This is a genomic window from Peristeroidobacter agariperforans (assembly GCF_004138335.1).
Taxonomy (GTDB): domain Bacteria; phylum Pseudomonadota; class Gammaproteobacteria; order Steroidobacterales; family Steroidobacteraceae; genus Steroidobacter; species Steroidobacter agariperforans.
Window position 1 is genome coordinate 1,183,610 of the sequence record NZ_RYFW01000002.1, and the last position, 15,556, is coordinate 1,199,165.

16 protein-coding genes are annotated in these 15,556 nt (G+C 63.1%); 7 read left to right on the forward strand and 9 right to left on the reverse strand.

What is annotated here, in order from left to right; genetic code table 11:
• Positions 1-10: 10 nt before the first annotated feature.
• Together EK373_RS18995 and EK373_RS19000 are read right to left on the reverse strand one after the other, a co-directional pair.
• Entirely contained in the window at positions 11-2,473 is a 2,463-nt protein-coding gene (locus EK373_RS18995; RefSeq protein ID WP_129645284.1) for a PAS domain S-box protein, read from the reverse strand.
• Between the two features lie 37 nt (positions 2,474-2,510).
• A complete protein-coding gene (locus tag EK373_RS19000; RefSeq protein ID WP_198683430.1) occupies positions 2,511-3,590 on the reverse strand; it encodes a sensor histidine kinase in 1,080 nt (359 codons plus the stop codon).
• A 384-nt stretch (positions 3,591-3,974) separates the two neighbouring features.
• Here EK373_RS19000 and EK373_RS19005 point away from each other — a divergent pair, with 384 nt between their 5' ends.
• Together EK373_RS19005 and EK373_RS33085 are read left to right on the forward strand one after the other, a co-directional pair.
• Complete coding sequence (locus EK373_RS19005; RefSeq protein WP_129645286.1) at positions 3,975-5,609, forward strand: ATP-binding protein; 1,635 nt, start codon at positions 3,975-3,977, stop codon at positions 5,607-5,609.
• A 124-nt stretch (positions 5,610-5,733) separates the two neighbouring features.
• On the forward strand, positions 5,734-5,874 hold the full coding sequence (locus EK373_RS33085; protein ID WP_157994424.1) for a hypothetical protein: 141 nt from the start codon (positions 5,734-5,736) through the stop codon (positions 5,872-5,874).
• A gap of 9 nt (positions 5,875-5,883) precedes the next feature.
• On the opposite strand, the gene EK373_RS19010 is transcribed toward EK373_RS33085, so the two are convergent.
• The 3 genes from EK373_RS19010 to EK373_RS19020 form a co-directional block, all read right to left on the reverse strand.
• A complete protein-coding gene (locus EK373_RS19010; RefSeq protein WP_129645287.1) occupies positions 5,884-6,528 on the reverse strand; it encodes a DsbA family oxidoreductase in 645 nt (214 codons plus the stop codon).
• Between the two features lie 67 nt (positions 6,529-6,595).
• Entirely contained in the window at positions 6,596-7,882 is a 1,287-nt protein-coding gene (locus tag EK373_RS19015; protein ID WP_198683431.1) for a sensor histidine kinase, read from the reverse strand.
• 44 nt (positions 7,883-7,926) lie between these two features.
• Positions 7,927-8,667 carry a response regulator gene (locus EK373_RS19020; protein ID WP_129645288.1) on the reverse strand — a complete coding sequence of 247 codons (741 nt, stop codon included), beginning with the start codon at positions 8,665-8,667 and terminating at the stop codon, positions 7,927-7,929.
• Positions 8,668-8,878: 211 nt separating this feature from the next.
• Between EK373_RS19020 and EK373_RS19025 the strand changes: the two genes are divergently transcribed.
• Genes EK373_RS19025 through EK373_RS19040 form a run of 4 tightly spaced genes read left to right on the forward strand, consistent with a single transcriptional unit; the run spans position 8,879 to position 11,581 of the window.
• Positions 8,879-9,427, forward strand: coding sequence for an HvfX family Cu-binding RiPP maturation protein (locus EK373_RS19025; protein ID WP_232831155.1), 549 nt, complete (start codon positions 8,879-8,881; stop codon positions 9,425-9,427).
• A 4-nt stretch (positions 9,428-9,431) separates the two neighbouring features.
• On the forward strand, positions 9,432-9,911 hold the full coding sequence (locus tag EK373_RS19030) for an HvfA family oxazolone/thioamide-modified RiPP metallophore (protein WP_129645289.1): 480 nt from the start codon (positions 9,432-9,434) through the stop codon (positions 9,909-9,911).
• Between the two features lie 58 nt (positions 9,912-9,969).
• Positions 9,970-10,803 carry an HvfB family MNIO-type RiPP peptide maturase gene (locus EK373_RS19035; protein ID WP_232831156.1) on the forward strand — a complete coding sequence of 278 codons (834 nt, stop codon included), beginning with the start codon at positions 9,970-9,972 and terminating at the stop codon, positions 10,801-10,803.
• Positions 10,796-11,581: an HvfC family RiPP maturation protein gene (locus tag EK373_RS19040; protein ID WP_129645290.1), complete on the forward strand. Its 786-nt coding sequence runs from the start codon at positions 10,796-10,798 to the stop codon at positions 11,579-11,581. The genes EK373_RS19035 and EK373_RS19040 overlap by 8 nt, the downstream gene beginning before the upstream one ends.
• Positions 11,582-11,626: 45 nt before the next feature.
• On the opposite strand, the gene EK373_RS19045 is transcribed toward EK373_RS19040, so the two are convergent.
• From EK373_RS19045 to EK373_RS33395, 4 genes are all read right to left on the reverse strand, one after another.
• Positions 11,627-12,166, reverse strand: a complete 540-nt coding sequence (locus tag EK373_RS19045) for a thioredoxin family protein (RefSeq protein ID WP_198683433.1) — start codon at positions 12,164-12,166, stop codon at positions 11,627-11,629.
• A gap of 129 nt (positions 12,167-12,295) precedes the next feature.
• Positions 12,296-13,294, reverse strand: coding sequence for a non-homologous end joining protein Ku (gene ku / locus EK373_RS19050; protein WP_129645291.1), 999 nt, complete (start codon positions 13,292-13,294; stop codon positions 12,296-12,298).
• Entirely contained in the window at positions 13,287-14,069 is a 783-nt protein-coding gene (ku, locus tag EK373_RS19055) for a non-homologous end joining protein Ku (protein ID WP_157994425.1), read from the reverse strand. The genes ku (EK373_RS19050) and ku (EK373_RS19055) overlap by 8 nt, the downstream gene beginning before the upstream one ends.
• Positions 14,059-14,286, reverse strand: a complete 228-nt coding sequence (locus EK373_RS33395) for a hypothetical protein (RefSeq protein ID WP_198683434.1) — start codon at positions 14,284-14,286, stop codon at positions 14,059-14,061. Before EK373_RS33395 ends, ku (EK373_RS19055) begins: the two co-directional genes overlap by 11 nt.
• A 210-nt stretch (positions 14,287-14,496) precedes the next feature.
• Between EK373_RS33395 and EK373_RS19060 the strand changes: the two genes are divergently transcribed.
• Entirely contained in the window at positions 14,497-15,555 is a 1,059-nt protein-coding gene (locus EK373_RS19060) for an aldo/keto reductase (RefSeq protein WP_129645293.1), read from the forward strand.
• The last annotated feature ends 1 nt before the right edge of the window (position 15,556 follow it).

Consider the following 15,556-nt stretch of genomic DNA (forward strand, 5'->3'; position numbering starts at 1 on the left):
TTATGTGAGATCAGTTCAGCCGCGCGCCGTATCTGTCGCTACTTCCAGACGATGACAGCATCACATTGGCTCCGAGGCTGTCCATTTCGAATGCCAACGTTGCACCCGTGCCGTCGGCGTTGTTTTTCGCCCAGATCCGCCCGCCGTGCGCCTCGACGATGGAGCGGGCGATGGCCAGACCCAGCCCCATCCCATGGTCTTTGCTGGTGAAAAAAGAATCGAAGATTTTCGGCAGCGTCGCCGGATCGATGCCCGAGCCGCGGTCGATGACTTGAACCTGAATGCGCGTGGCGCCGATGCGCGCCGTGCGGATTGCGATCCGCCGGCAGGCTTCGGGCTGCGCGGCCATGGCATCCATGCCATTCAGGATCAGGTTCAGCAGCACCTGTTGCAGGCGCCCGTAGTCGCCGAGCACGGTGGGCAGTTCGTTGCACTCGGTTTCTATGTGCACGTGACGCTGTCTGATCTCGATCCGCAGCAGCTTGATCACATCGTTGATGACCTCGTTCATGTCCACCGAATCGAGCCGCAACTCGTGATCGTGGAGCAACTCGCGCAGGCGGCCGATGAGATCGGTGGCGCGGCGGTTGTCCCGGCAGATGTCGTCGAAGATTGCCTGGAACTCGTGCTTGTCGTAACGCCCGCGATTCAGAAACAGCAGGCCGGCTTCGGCGTTGTAACGGATTGCGCCGAGCGGCTGATTCATTTCGTGGGCAATCGAGGCGGTGATCTGGCCCAGCATCGCGAGCCGGGCGAAGCGCTGCAGGGTTCGATTGGCTTCTTCGAGATTCTTGTGATCGCTGCGATCGGTGATCGCGCCAATCATGCGCACGGCGACACCGCTCTCATCGCGAATGATATAGGCACGGTGACGCACCCAGCGTGGCGGATCGCCACCACGCCCGATGTAAAGATATTCCGACTCCCACGTGCCCGCCGTGCCTCGCAACGCCTGGCGGCAGTCGCGCGCGACTCGATCGCGATCGTTCGGATGGATGCAGCAACCCCACGCGTCCATGCTCAGGTGCCGCACGCTCGGCGTGCCTTCGCTGCGCTCGTCGCCGGAGCTGGACCACAGTTCGCCGCGCACGATGTCCCATTCGTAGATCAAGTCGCCCGCGGCTTGTGCGATGAGCGAGAGCTGCTCGTCTTTTTTTCGTAGAGCCTGTTCCGCCTGCGCCAGCGCAGTGATGTCGCGACCGGTGCCCTGAAACTCGACCAGGCGTTGCTCGGCATCGAAGATGGCGGTGTTGGTCCACTCCTGCCAGCCGGTGCGTCCATCGGGAAGTTGCACCGGATGTTTCAACATGAAGGTCGGATTCTCCGGCGTGGCGCGGCTCAGCAACTGCCGCAACTCGGCGCGAGTCTCCTCCGGGACAAATTCCAGCCACTGGGTCCCGAGCACTTGCTCGCGCGGCATGCCGAAGTAACGACAGATCGCGGCGTTCGCAAAGGTGAGCGTCGTGTCGGGCAGGCTGCGGCAGACGAAGTCGGTCTGACTGTCGACGATGGCTCGATAGCGTGCATCGCTTTCGGAGATGGCTTGCGCTACCCGGCGGCGCTCCTCGACGACGATCGCGATCACCACGGCGGTCAGCGCCAACACCCCCAGGAATATTTGCAGATCCATGGCAGCGGCCTGCGGGGCGTCCTGGAGGCGGACACTGTGAGGGATGCGATCCGCCGCGGAGGCCAGAGTTGCGATGAGCGTGACGGCGGCGGCCGCCGCATGGACGCCAAAGCGCACCGACTGCCAGAGCAACGGAATGAAAAACAAATACAGCGCTGCGTGATTCTCGGCGTTACTGACGAACGCCAGGTGGAAACAAGCGTACAGCGCAATGGCGATCGCGCCGGCCTCGGCATACTGCGGGGCAGTGCGCCTTTGCAGCCAACCGGGTTGGGGGAGCAGGGCCAGATACGTCCATGAGCCCCAGGTCAGCATTGCCAGCGAGCTGGCAATGGCTTCGGCCTGCCAATTCTCGACTGCCAGAGGCAGCGCGCCGCTCAGCAGCTGCGGAGCGACGGTCGGCGAGAAAATCGTCAACAGCACCGGCCCGGCGATCACGGCGGCGACGATATAGACCGAGAACTGCCGCAAGCTGTCGAAGGGGTTGCGTTGCCCAAGCAATACACGCAGCGTCGCGGCGATACCGGTGGCAATCAGGCAGCTGAAGAGCGCTTGCCAGGCCAGCTGCCACCACGGCAGGGCGGTGCTCCAATACGCGATCAGGTGAGCGGGCACGACTGCGGCGGCGATCAGCCACCATCGCTCGCGGGGCGTCGTCATGAACAGCGCAACGAGCACTCCATGTTGTGGGAACAACACCAGGATGCCGTCCGGTTCGCGCAGCATGCGCTCGAGGCTGGCGGCCAGGTAATAAAGCACTCCACTCAGCGGCGCCAGGAACGCCGCGGAATCGAAGGACGCGCGCCCGGTCAGGCTCATCGTCCACGTGCCGTTCCTGGTCAACGTTCGTCTCCCCTCGGACTGCAGTCGACAAAAACGATCAGATCATTCGCGTCACGTTGCTCGACAGGTTTCTGGGCCGGTCGCGCGAGGCATTCTTTGGCGTATCTGTCGGCAGCCGCACCCGGAAGTGAGCGCCGAGGGACTGCGCCTCGATTTGCAGCTCGCCGCCCAACTGCGCGACCAGTCCCTGGACTATCCTCATTCCCAGACCGTGGCTCACACGAGGATCGAAATCGCCCGGCAGGCCCCGGCCGTCGTCATCGACTTGTAACAGTAAGTGGCGCTGCGCGCCGCTGACACTGATGCGCACCGAACCTTTATTGCTGTCTGGATACGCATGTTTCAACGAGTTCGTGATCAGCTCGGTCGTCATCAGCAGCAGAGCCACGGCGCGGTCCGTCGCCATGGTGAGCCCCTGCGGACACGAAATCGTGACAGCAATATGATCTTCTGCGCCCAAAGCCGCAATGGCTTCGCGGGCAATTTCGGCCAGCGCCGGACACAGCTCGAGCCGGTCGAATGCGCGGCCCTGCTGCAGGCTGCGATGGATGCAAGCCACAGCCTGGATCCTGGATTGCGCTTGTTGCAGCGAGGCGCGAACCGTTTCGTCGCCGCTGTAACGGGCCTGCAGCGCCAGTGCTCCGGCGATGCCCGCTAAATGATTCTTGACCCGATGGCTGGCCTCGACCAGCAACAATTCCTTGGACGCGAGCTGCTGCTGCAGCGAGCGCTCGGCCTGCTTGAGCTCGGTCACGTCGCGGCAGACGCAAAACATTTGTGATGGCACGCCGTGCGCGTCGAAAATAGGATTGGCGGCGATGTCCCACCACCTCGGCAGCCCGCTGGCGGTAGGCCGGCACGCCATGAAGCGGCACTGGTGCCCGGAGCGAGCCTCGTCGATGCTGTATTCGGCCAGATCATGATTGTCCGGCGACCACAGCTCGGACCACGACACGCGCTGCTGCGGCGGGCGGCCCTCGAGGCCCATCAGGTACGAGCCCGGCAGGTTCATGTATACGACCATGCCCTGCATATCGACCACTGCGATGCAGTCGTGGCTGTTCTCGAAGGCGTGCTCGATCACGCTCGAGTCCTGGGACAAGGGGATGTCGGCCATGAGATGACCTGCCTCTTCATCGGCGAGAGAGTCGCGGTGGGATTCGCAGCGAACCAGGGACAAAGGCGTCCGAGCCAGTGGCGATTGCATCTGCACCTCCAGAGGCAAAGTTGCACGAGCCCGAGGGCTCAGCGAGGGTGGAGGGCGATTAAATCGTTTCCCCCGGAGGCTGCATCTTGGCCCAAGGGCTAATTGTGCCGAGCTTGTGCGCATCAGCCGGCAACGATGTAATCGAGCTTCGGTCAGCCAATCAGATATCTTCATTGCCGATCGGGGCGCGCGATATTTCCACTCGGCAGGGTTCACCTATTTTGCTGAAATGTCGCAGCGAGGGACGCGACCGTGCATGACCGGGCGGATGGGCCTGTTCGACGCTTTGCGTCGATGATCGATCGAGAGAGCTGGGCCCGACTCGGCGTCGGGCCCGCGGCGACCGCGCTTGCCTATCTGTTCTCTGCCTTCCTGGGCGAGGCGCTGGCGTTTCCGTCGGCGCCGGTTTCGGCGCTGTGGGCGCCGAACGCCATTTTGTTTGCGGCGCTGCTGCTGGCGCCCGTGAACCGCTGGTGGATCTATCTTGCAGCGATCCTGCCAGGTCACGTGCTGGCGCAGGTCTCGGACGCGCCGGCCTCGCAGATCGTCATTCAATACATCGTCAACAGCGCCGAGGCCGCGATCAGCGCCGCGGCCCTGTTGCGTTTCGAATCGGAGCCGCGGCGTCTCGGCCAGTTGAGCGCCATGACGAACCTGGTGCTGATCGGCGGCATCGCTGCGCCGCTGATCACCAGCGTGGCCATGGCGATGGCCTTCGTGCCGCTCGGGCTGACCGACGACTTCTGGTTGACCGTGGTCGCCCGCACCAGCACCAACACATTTGCCACTATCACGCTGGTGCCGCTGATCATTCATTTCGCCCTGCGCTCGGAGCGGGGCTGGCCCACTCTCGATCGGCGCAGGCTGCTCGAAGCTTGCATCATCGGCGTTTGTCTCGCGGTCGTTTGCGTGTATGTATTCGTCTGGCCCGGCGTGTATGACGAGCGCGCGCCGGCCTTGTTGTATGCACCGTTGCCGTTGCTCATTTGGGCGACGGTCCGTTACGAGATTGCGGGCGTGTGCGCTTCGGTGCTGCTGCTCGGGGCGTTCGCGACCTGGGGCGTATTGCACGAGGTGGGGCCGTTCGTCGTGCACTCGCCGGTGCGCAACGCGCTCACGACCGTGTTGTTTCTAAATGTGATCTGTATTCCGTTGCTGATGCTGGCGGCGGTGCTCCAGGAGCGGAAGGCGACGTTTGCCGAAGCGGCTCGCAGGGAGCAGCAGCTGGCGCATCTGTCGCGCGTGGCGACGGTGGGCGAGATCTCCGGAGCCGTGGCCCACGAGATCAGGCAGCCGCTGGCGTCGATGCTCGCCAATGCGGAGGCTGCTTCGGCGCTGCTCGCCAGCGGCGAGATGGACGTGCAGCAGGTCAGGCCGATCCTCGCAGACATCATCGCGGACAATCGCCGGGCCGCGCAGGTCATCAGGCGCATGCAGTCGATGCTTCGGTACAGCCCGACGGATCGCCGGCCCGAGCCGTTGAACGAGCTGGTGATGGAAACGTTGGCGCTGTCGCGCGCCGATCTGCACCGGCGGCAGGTCGTCGCCATCCAGAGCCTGGGGAACGAGCTGCCGCGGGTCGCGGCCGATCGAGTACAGATTCAACAGGTGATCCTCAACCTGATCGTCAACGCGTGCGACGCCATGGAGAGTGTCGCACCGGGCCAGCGCCGGCTCTGGATCGGCACGTCGATGCACCCCACCCTGGGGGTCGAGCTCTCGGTGCGCGACTCGGGACCGGGCATCGAGGAGTCGATGCTGGAGCGGGTCTTCGATTCTTTCGTCAGCACCAAACCCTCGGGCCTGGGCCTGGGCCTGTCGATCTCGCAGAAGATCGTGATTTCCCATGGCGGACGGCTGTGGGCCGAACGCAGTCCTGGCGGGGGCGCTATCTTCCGCCTGACCTTGCCGGTGGCGACGCGGAGCTAGGGCGGGACCTGAATCGGCTTCTGCTCGCTCAAGTACCTGGCCGTTGTGACGATCGGGTACGGTCGACAGGGATAACCGGGGAAGTTACGCATGAGCTCGGCAGTCAGCGCCGCGCCGGCGCGACGTGCAAGCGACGCCGTCCGGCATTACGCTCAGCGATCGAAACTTCGTGCCCGCACTCGCCACGCTCGGCGAGCGCATGATTCTGCTGCTCGATATCGACGTCATGCTCGCCGCCGACGAGGGTGTAGCCCTCGCCGCGTGAGCTGAAAAACTATTCGGCGGCGATTTTGCGCAGCGCCTGTTCGAACACGGCAACGGGCTGGCCGCCCTGGATCAGATATTTGTCGTTGACGATGACCGACGGCACGGCCCGAATGCCGAGCTGACCGAACAACTGCTCGCGCTCGCGCACTTCGGCGGCATATCGGTCCGACGCCAGAATCTCTTTTGCCTGCTCCGCATCCAGACCGGCTCGCGAGGCGACCTCGATGAGCACCTCGTGATCGCTGGGATTGCGGCCGTCGGTGAAGTACGCCTCGAACAGCCCGCGCTTGAGCTCGAGCTGCCGGCCCTCATGCTCTGCCCAGTGCAGCAGACGATGCGCATCGAACGTGTTGTAGATGCGTGCGCGCTTGTCCATGTTGAATGTGAACCCAAGCTCCGCGCCGCGCGCACGGATGCCCTCGCGATTGGCCTGCATCTGTTCCGGCGTCGAGCCGTACTTCTTGCCTATGTGCTCGACGATGTCCTCGCCCTCGGGCGCCATCTGTGGATTCAGCTCGAACGGCTGGAAATGAATGTCGGCGCTGACCTCGGGGCCAAGCTGTGCGAGCGCCTGCTCGAGCGACTTCAAGCCGATCACGCACCAGGGGCAGGAAACATCGGAAACAAAGTCGATTTTGAGGGGAGCGGTCATGAGCAAGCCTCGCCGTGAAACGGCCATCTTACCAAGTGAAGCTCACCATGGGGTCGCAAGCCAGGACCTACAAGGCCGGCGCTTTCGCGGGCAGAAGTAGCACGGCCTGCAGTCCGCCGCCGTCGCGGTTGCTCAGTTCTAGCGTTGCGCCGATCGCAATCGCGAGCTGCTGGGCGATGGCGAGGCCGAGACCCGCGCCGCCGGTTTCACGACTACGTGAGCGCTCCAATCGATAGAACGGTTGGAGCGCGGCTTCGAGCTGATCGTCCGGAATGCCCGGCCCACGATCCAGCACGCCGATCGCGATGCCACCGTCGGTGCGCTGGATTGCAATTTCGCCCGCGCCGGCATATTTGATGGCGTTGTCGAGCAGGTTGCCAATCACGCGACGGAGCGCATGCGGGCGCGTGTTGACGGGCTGATCGACCTTGCCAGTCAACGTCACTTGCTTGCCCATGTCCTGGTAGTCGTACACGAGGCTGTCCAGGAACGCATTCAGATCGACGTTGACTGGAGACTCGGTCGCACCATGCGAGCTGCGTGCATAAGCGACACCTTCGCGCACCAGGTGCTGCATCTCACCTAAATCCTCCAGCAGCTTGGTGCGCTCATTCGAGTCCTGTAACGCTTCGGCCCGAAGTGACATGCGAGTGATCGGCGTCTGCAGATCGTGGGAAATGGAAGCGAGTATCTGCATGCGTTCACGCAGGTAACTGCCGATTCGGTCCTGCATGGCGTTGAACGCAGCAGCCGCGTGCGCCACCTCGGTCGGGCCGCCTTCCTTCAGATATTGGCCGCCGCCGCTTGGGCTGATGGATTCGGCCGCGCGGGCCAGATCGGCGAGCGGACGAGTGACGAGCCGTACCGCGATCCACGCGCACGCGAGCAATAGCACGACCTGTGCGCCCAGCACCGTCGGCAACCACTTGGCGATCGGCATCACCGAAGGCGTGACCTCGATGGTCAGGGGCGAGCCATCGCTGAGCCGAGTGTGCGCCTGAAACCGATATGGATCTTGCGAGGTGCTGTTCGCTGTCACCGGAAACTGGTCGCCCAGCGAGCTGACGATCATTTGTGTCATCCCGCGGCCGACCTCGTCGAGCGGCTGCTCGTTCACTTCGCCCGGGCCCAGGATGTATCGATACGTGCGTCGTTCCAGGCGGGGCAGCCAGTCGGCGCGTTGCTGTTCGGGCAGGCGATCGAGCAGCGCGACCGCCGTGCTCACATCGTGCTCCAGGTTACTCCACAGCATGGAGCGGGCGGACAGATAGCGCTCGTACAGCATCAAGCTGGCGGACAACGCGTGCGCGACCAGCAGGCCCGTGCACAGGATCAAATACAATCGGGCCGCCATGGTTCGCGGCACGAGACGTGACATCCACGCGGGCCAGCGCACCTTCAGGAGTCTCCGCCGATCAGCGTGACGGGCATGCAGAACACATAGCCCTCGCTGCGCACAGTCTTGATATAACTTTGTTCGCGCGCATGGTCTGCAAGCCGCTGACGCAGACGACTCACCAGCAAGTCGATGGAGCGATCGAAGTGCTCGGCGTCGCGGCCTTGCGTGAGATTCAGCAGCTGGTCTCGGCTCAGCACGCGCTGGGGATGATCCAGGAATACACGCAGCAATCGAAACTCGGCGCCGCTGAGTGCGACGACTGTGTCGTTGCGATCGAGCAAGTGGCGGGAAGTCGTGTCGAGACGCCAGTTGCCGAACGCGATCAATCGACTCGCCTCGGTGATCTGCAGGTTCGGCGGCAGCATGCGCGTACGACGGAGCACGGCTTTGATCCGGGCCAACAGCTCGCGCGCGGAGAAGGGCTTGGTCACGTAGTCGTCCGCGCCCATTTCGAGGCCGACGATCCGATCCGTTTCTTCGTCGCGCGCCGTCAGCATCACGACCGGGATCGAACGGTGCTTGCTCTCGCGCAGTTGCCGGCACAACACCAGGCCGTCGTCGCCCGGCATCATCACGTCGAGCACGATCAGATCGATGCTGTTGGTCTCCAGCATCGCCTTCATTTCGCGGCCGTTGTTGGCGACCGAAGCGCGCAGACCGTTCTTGGTCAGGTGCTTCGCCACCATCTCCCGGATCTCGCGGTCGTCGTCGACGACCAGAATATGATCGATAGGGTCCACTCGTCGTCCTCGCGCCAGAGCAACTGGCGAGACGGATTTTACGGCAACCGCACGCCGGCGGGCGCGCCGCTTTTGTAAGCAAATCCGGGGATTTTTCGCCCGGATACAGTTCGATACACACGGCCCGGCAACCGGCCGGTCGGCGAAACGATCCGGATACATGCGTCGCGTTGAATCGCCGTCCAATGCAGCAGCAGAAGAGGCCGCGACGATGTCTTTGAAGTGGGCGTCCATCCCGATGGACCGTTTGAACGGGGTGGGAGAGTGGCTCGGTCCCCTGGGCTTGCGCGTGTTGCTGGCGTGGGAGTTCTACGAGTCCGGACTCGAGAAGCTGCACGGCGAGAACTGGTTCGCCGAGCTGGCCGGTAAGTTTCCGCCGCCGTTCTCGCTGCTGAGCCCGGACGTGAATTGGGCGCTCGCGACGTGGCTCGAGCTGCTCGGCAGCCTCGCGCTGCTGGTGGGACTCGGCACTCGTTTCTTTGCCGTGGCGCTGTCGGTGCTGACTGTCGTAGCGATCGCAGCTGTGCACTGGCCGGCGGAATGGTCGACCGTGGCCGAGTTGTGGCAGGGCTACTCGATTACCGATCACGGCTTCGGCAACTACAAGCTGCCGCTCATCTACCTGGTGATGTTGCTGCCGCTGATTCTGCAGGGCGCCGGCCGCGCGAGCCTGGATCACCTCCTCTGGCGACACCTTCGATCCTCCGCCCCAGGGCGGTCTCTCAACCCGCGTGGCACGCCACGTCTACTTCCGGAGTAAAGCTATGTCCAAAAATTCATCGTCCAACAAGGCCGGCCTCGGCGCCGTCGGCATCGCGCTCACCGGCGGCATGCTGCTCGCCAGTTCGGCGTTCGCTGCTCAGCCGATGGCCCACGGCTATCTGTTGACTGCCGCTCCGACCTCCAAGACTGCCGAAGGCAAGTGCGGTGAAGGCAAGTGTGGCGGGTCCAAGGCTGCCGCCAAGACTGCCGAAGGCAAATGCGGCGAGGGCAAATGTGGCGAAGGCAAGTGCGGCGACGAGTCGTTCGCCAGGACCGACGCCAACAACGACGGCAAGGTATCGAAGGCCGAATTCCTGGCCGTGGCGCCTGAGCGCGAGGCGGCGTTCGTCAAGATCGACACCGACAAGAATGGCTTCATCAGCCAGGCCGAAGCTTACAAGTTCCTGCGCTCGGTCTACGAAGCGAACGGCAAGGAGATGCCAGCGGACAAGTTCAGCATTGCCGCTGTGCTCGGCAAGTAACAGCTGATTGACGGCGCGTCCCGCGATGGCGGGGCGCGCCCGTCGCGGAGTAGCGTTTGTGACCAAGGACATCACCCCGACCTCGGCCGGACTCGGGCTGCGTCGGAGTCTGCTGCCTGAGCTGCAACAGATGCCGGACGACGCCGTGGATTTTCTGGAGTGCGCGCCGGACAACTGGATCGGTGTCGGCGGCCATTTCGGTGCGCGTCTCGATGAACTGTCGAGCCGGTTTCCTTTGAGCTGTCATGGATTGTCGTTGTCGCTCGCAGGGCCCGAGCCGCTCGACATGCAGCTGCTGGCGCGCACCCGTGAATTTCTCGACCGGCACAAGGTGACACTCTATAGCGAGCACCTGAGTTACTGCTCCGATGACGGACATCTGTATGACTTGATGCCAGTGCCGTTTACGGAGGAGGCGATCAAGCACGTCGCCGGTCGCATTCGTCAGGCGCAGGACGTACTAGGCCGGCGGATCGCGGTGGAAAACATTTCCTATTACGCCGCGCCGTATCGGGCGTTGAGCGAGGTCGAGTTCGTCACGGCCGTGCTCGAAGAGGCGGATTGCGATCTGCTGCTCGACGTGAACAACTTGTTCGTCAATGCCTGCAATCACGCTTACAGCGCGCGTGACTTTCTCGGCCAGTTGCCCCGCGAGCGCGTTGTCTCGTTCCACGTCGCTGGTCACCACGACGAGGCGCCCGATCTCAAGGTCGATACGCATGGTGCGACCGTGAAAGAAGGGGTGTGGTCGCTGCTGGCGGTGGCGTACAAACGCTTCGGCGTGCGCCCGACGCTGCTCGAGCGCGATTTCAACTTTCCGCCGCTCCCTGAGTTGTTGAGGGAAGTAGCGCGGATCAAGACTCTGCAGCGGGCGCTGACGCACGATGGCTAATACGCTTCGAGAGCAGCAGTTTGCTTTCGCGCGTCACCTGCGCGATCCCGATCATCATCCCAAGCCGGCGGGGATCGAGGACCGTCGGATGAAGGTGTATCGCGACCTGTTCTTCAACTCCCTGCAGTCGCAGCTGGCGAACGGATTTCCAGTCATTAGTCAGACGCTGGAGCGCGAGGTCTGGCTGAAACTCGTCCGTGACTTCTATGCGGACTATCGTTCGCAGACGCCGCTGTTCACGCAGATCGCTGGCGAGTTCGTCAGCTACCTGCAGACGCGTGGTGACGATCCGGAGTGGCTGGCGGAGCTGGCGCATTACGAATGGATGGAAACCAAGCTGCATCTTTCCGATGCGTGTGCGCCGGACCATGATCCCGACGGCGATCTCATCGAAGAGGTCCCCGTGCTATCTCCGCTCGCCATGCCGCTGGCCTACCGCTGGGCAGTCGCTCACATCGGCCCTGAGTCGGTGCCGACGACGGTTCCGGAACAGCCTACCTTGTTGCTGTTGCATCGGAGCGCAGATCATCGCGTTCGGTTTCTGCAGCTCTCCGTGGTGACTTATCGATTGCTGGTGTCGCTGTCATCGAACCCGTGGACCGGCAGGAAACATCTGGCTGTGCTTGCTGCTGAGGCTGGCCTTCCCACGGACGCACTGCTGGAGCAGGGGTGGGACATGCTCGAGCAGCTGCGCCGCGATGGCATCGTGCTAGGCGTTCAACCGGCGTCGAGCCCTTGTCCGTCGAGGGGACACGTCCGTGTGCGCCACCCGCTGTAGAGTCACGTCTGCCGGGCGTCTTGACCTTGCACGACCTGCGGCCAGTCAGCGATTGGCTAGTAGTTGCTGAATCCGAGCTTCCGTTTCGGCGTAGCTGCCCTCGCCGTAGTGGCGGTACACGATGCGGCCTTCAGCATCGATCAGGTACAGCGCCGGCCAGAAGCGGTTGCCGTAGGCATCCCAGGTCCTGTAATCGTTGTCGAGCGCGATCGGGTACTCGAGGCCGAAGCGCTTGACGGTCTGCTGCACATTCGCGGGGACTTTCTCGTGCTCGTACTCGGGTGTGTGCACGCCGACGACCGTCAGGCCTCGATCCCGATAACGCGCGTGCCACTCCTTGATGTGCGGCATGACGTGGATGCAGTTGATGCAGTCTCGCGTCCAGAACTCGACGAGCACCACCGAGCCGCGTAGCTCTGACAACGTCAGCGGCTCACTGTTGATCCATTGCTTGATGCCTTTGAACTCCGGAGCCAACGGCGCCGCTGCGTGGTTCGTCGGCGGAATGGGTTCGGCAGACGTGTCACCGGCAGTGCACGCGGCCGAGAGCAGGCACATGGACAAGGCCACAACTTGTTTCAACATGATCGACCTCACCAGGAAGAACCGCGACAGTGTTCTCCCAAGCTATGGCCAAAGCATTTCGTGACAAGCGCGGTTTTGTAAGCGCAATTGCAGATGCGCGCCGTAGATACATTACGACACAAACTGCGGCTAGCTGCGCCGGGCGCGTTTACGCGGAGCTTTGCGCTTTGCCTTGGCTGGGGCCTTCTTCTTCGCAGGGGCCGAGCGGGCTTCGCGCTGGGCGCGCCGTTCCGCCAGGTTGATGGGTTCGCTGGCCTCGGCGGTGCGCACGACCGCGCTGTTGGACAGGCTTTTACGCAGCACTTCCATGAGATCGATGACCTTCGCGCCTTCACCCTCGCTGTCTTCGGCGGCTTCGGCGCCCTTCGGATGAATCACGTCGTCGCGCTCTTTCTGCTTGGACTCCACCAGCGACTGCAGCTTTCTGGCATCCTGATCCTCGAGCTCTGCGATCTTCAGCGCCTGGTGAGTCAGCGCTTCGATCTCCTTGGCGAATTGCGTCACCTTGGCGGCGCTTGCTTTGGAGCGTTTCGGCAGGCCGATCGTTTCTGGCGTGCGGATCTCGTCGGCGTAGCGCAGCGTGTCCAGGCGCAGCACGCCATTGTCCGGAACGATCGCAACCAGATACTCATGGCCGCGCATGACGAAGCTGCCGATGGCAACACGACCGGTGCGCTGCATCGTTTCAGCGAGCAGCACGTATGCCTTCGCCGACTTACCGGCGGGGGCGAGGAAGTAGGGTTTTTGAAAGTACAGCGCAGGGACCTGTTCGAGCGGCACGAAGCTGCGCAGCTCGATGTCGGCGGACATCTCCGGCGCCACCGATTCGAACTCTTTGTCCGTGATCACCACCATCTTGCCGTCGTCGGTTTCGTAACCGCGCACCAGATCGTCGTAATCGAGTTTCTTGCCTTCCTTGGAGCAGTGATATTGGCGGCCCAGCGCGTGTCCGTCGGTATCGACCAGTTTCATCGCCGTCTGGCGCGGCCGCACGGCGGTCAACAGATCCACCGGGATGCTGACGAGACCGAAAGTGATCGTCCCGGACCACAGCGAGCGCACGCGGGCGCTCGAGCTTTCATCCTCGGGCTGCGGTTCAGGCGCGCGTTTGCGTTTGCGACTAGGCAACTTTCTTCTCCTTGGCCGCGGCGAGGCTGGCCTTCAGGCTGTCGGCGAGGCTGCCTTCCGCGCGCTTCTTCTTGACGGGCGCGGGCTTGATTTTCTCGCCGCGGGCCTTGGCCTCGATGAGCTTGTACAAGCGCTCGCGGTATTCGTTCTGCCATTGCTCCGGATCGAAATCCGCTTCGATGGATTTGACCAGTTGCTCCGCGAGCTTCAGCTCGTTCGCTTGCGGCGTGGCCGACCTGGCGGGCTCGACGCCCGAGAAACTCAGTACCTGTTCCGCACGCCGCAGCGTGGTCATGATCAGATAGCCATCGACGGCGCTGATCGCACCCAGGTAACGTTTCTTGCGCATGACCCAGCGGGCGATGCCGATCACTTCTTTGCGGGCCAGCGCCTCGCCGAACGCGAAATAATCGTCAGTGTGGCCGTCGGGGCCGAGATAGTAGGGGCGCTCGTACCATTGGTCGCCGACCGCACTGGCCGGCACGAATCGCAGCAGCTCGATTTCGCGGGACTCCGGCGGCACCAGTTCCTCGAGCTCCTCGGGCTGCAAGATCACGGCAGTATTCGGGCCGACCGCGAAGGCTTTGCGCATCTCTTCCTTCGGCACATCCTTGCCGGTGTCCTTGCGGACGATGTGCTGCTCGACGGGCGCCTTATCCTTCTCGTGCAGCAGGTGGAAGCGGATGCTGCGGTCTTCGATGGCGGAGTAGAACTTCACGCCGACGTTGTGCTTGCCGAGCTGCAGCTCGCCTTTCCAGATCGCTCTAGCCGCCATCGCCCGTTCCTCCAACATCATGGCAGGAGCCGCACACCAGGCGGCCATCGGAGTGGCGCCGCCGGCAATGGATACATGTCGTCGTGTCACACTCCGGGCACCGAAACTCCAACTCATATATATAGAGCTGGCCGCAGCCGGGGCATTCTTCGTCGCCGTCCATCAACCACCAGGGGGCGGCGTCGCTGGCCGGCGCCTTGGCTCGGGCTCTGGGCATGAAATTCCTCATCCGATCGACAGTGCTGTAAGAAAACGAAGCAGCGCTGCGCCTGTTCCAACGAAGCGCCGGGCGGCGCGGGAATTCGGGCAATTCCTGACATTCTCGCCGGCGACGGCGGCAATGCTCTTATCGGAACCTGGCGCCCCAGCGGCCGCGCCGGGGCGAAGTTCTATAGATAAAAGCACAATCATATGTGAGAATGCAGGCATGCTCGGCTTTCCCGCTGTGATCGAGAGTTGCCTGCCGCGACGCGCGGTCGGACGCACGCGGCTGCAAGTGACCGAGCTGGGTTTGGGGGCGGCGTCCCTGGGCAATCTGTACCGCCCCATGTCCGATGCGGAAGCGCACGAGACATTGGAGGCTGCGTTCAACGAAGGTATCGGGTACGTCGACTGCGCGCCTTATTACGGGTTTGGCCTGTGCGAGCAGCGGGTCGGCGAGGGCCTGAAGGGGCGCGAGGGCATCGTGGTGTCGACCAAGGTCGGTCGGCTGCTGCAGCCCGCGCCTGAAGTCATCGATGACTCGGAACGCTTCGGTTTCCGTTCCGCAATGCCGTACACGCCGGTGTTCGATTACTCCTATGACGGTGTGATGAGGTCGTGGGAGTCGAGCTTGCAACGGCTCGGCGTGGCTCGCATCGACATGCTGTATGTGCACGACATCGGGCGAATGACGCACGGCTATCGCCACCCGGAACGGTTGCAGGAGCTGATTCACGGCGGCGGGCTGCGTGCGCTCGGCAAACTTCGCGCCGAGGGTCAGCTCGACGCCGTCGGTATCGGTGTCAATGAGGTTCAGGTCTGTCTGGAGTTGATGGAGGAGACCGACCTCGACGTCATTCTGCTCGCCGGCCGTTACACATTGCTGGAGCAGAAAGCGCTCGATGTGCTGTTTCCCGAATGCGCGCGTCGAGGAACTTCGGTTGTCATTGGCGGCCCTTACAATTCGGGCATTCTCGCCACGGGAACCCGCAGCGATGTCGCGCCACGTTTCAACTATGAAGTCGCAGCGACGGACATCGTGTTCCGCGTGCGGCGCCTGGAGCGTGTGTGTCGCGAGTTCAACGTACCGCTGCCCGCCGCCGCCCTGCAATTTCCTCTGGCGCATCCGCAGGTCGCCTCCGTCATCCCCGGGCTCGGCGGTCCGCAGCAGGTCGAACAGACCATGACGTATTACCGGACCCGTATTCCGGCCGAGTTCTGGCAGGAGCTGCGCTCGCAAAACCTGATTCATGAGGCCGCGCCGCTGCCGGCCGCGCAAACCTGAA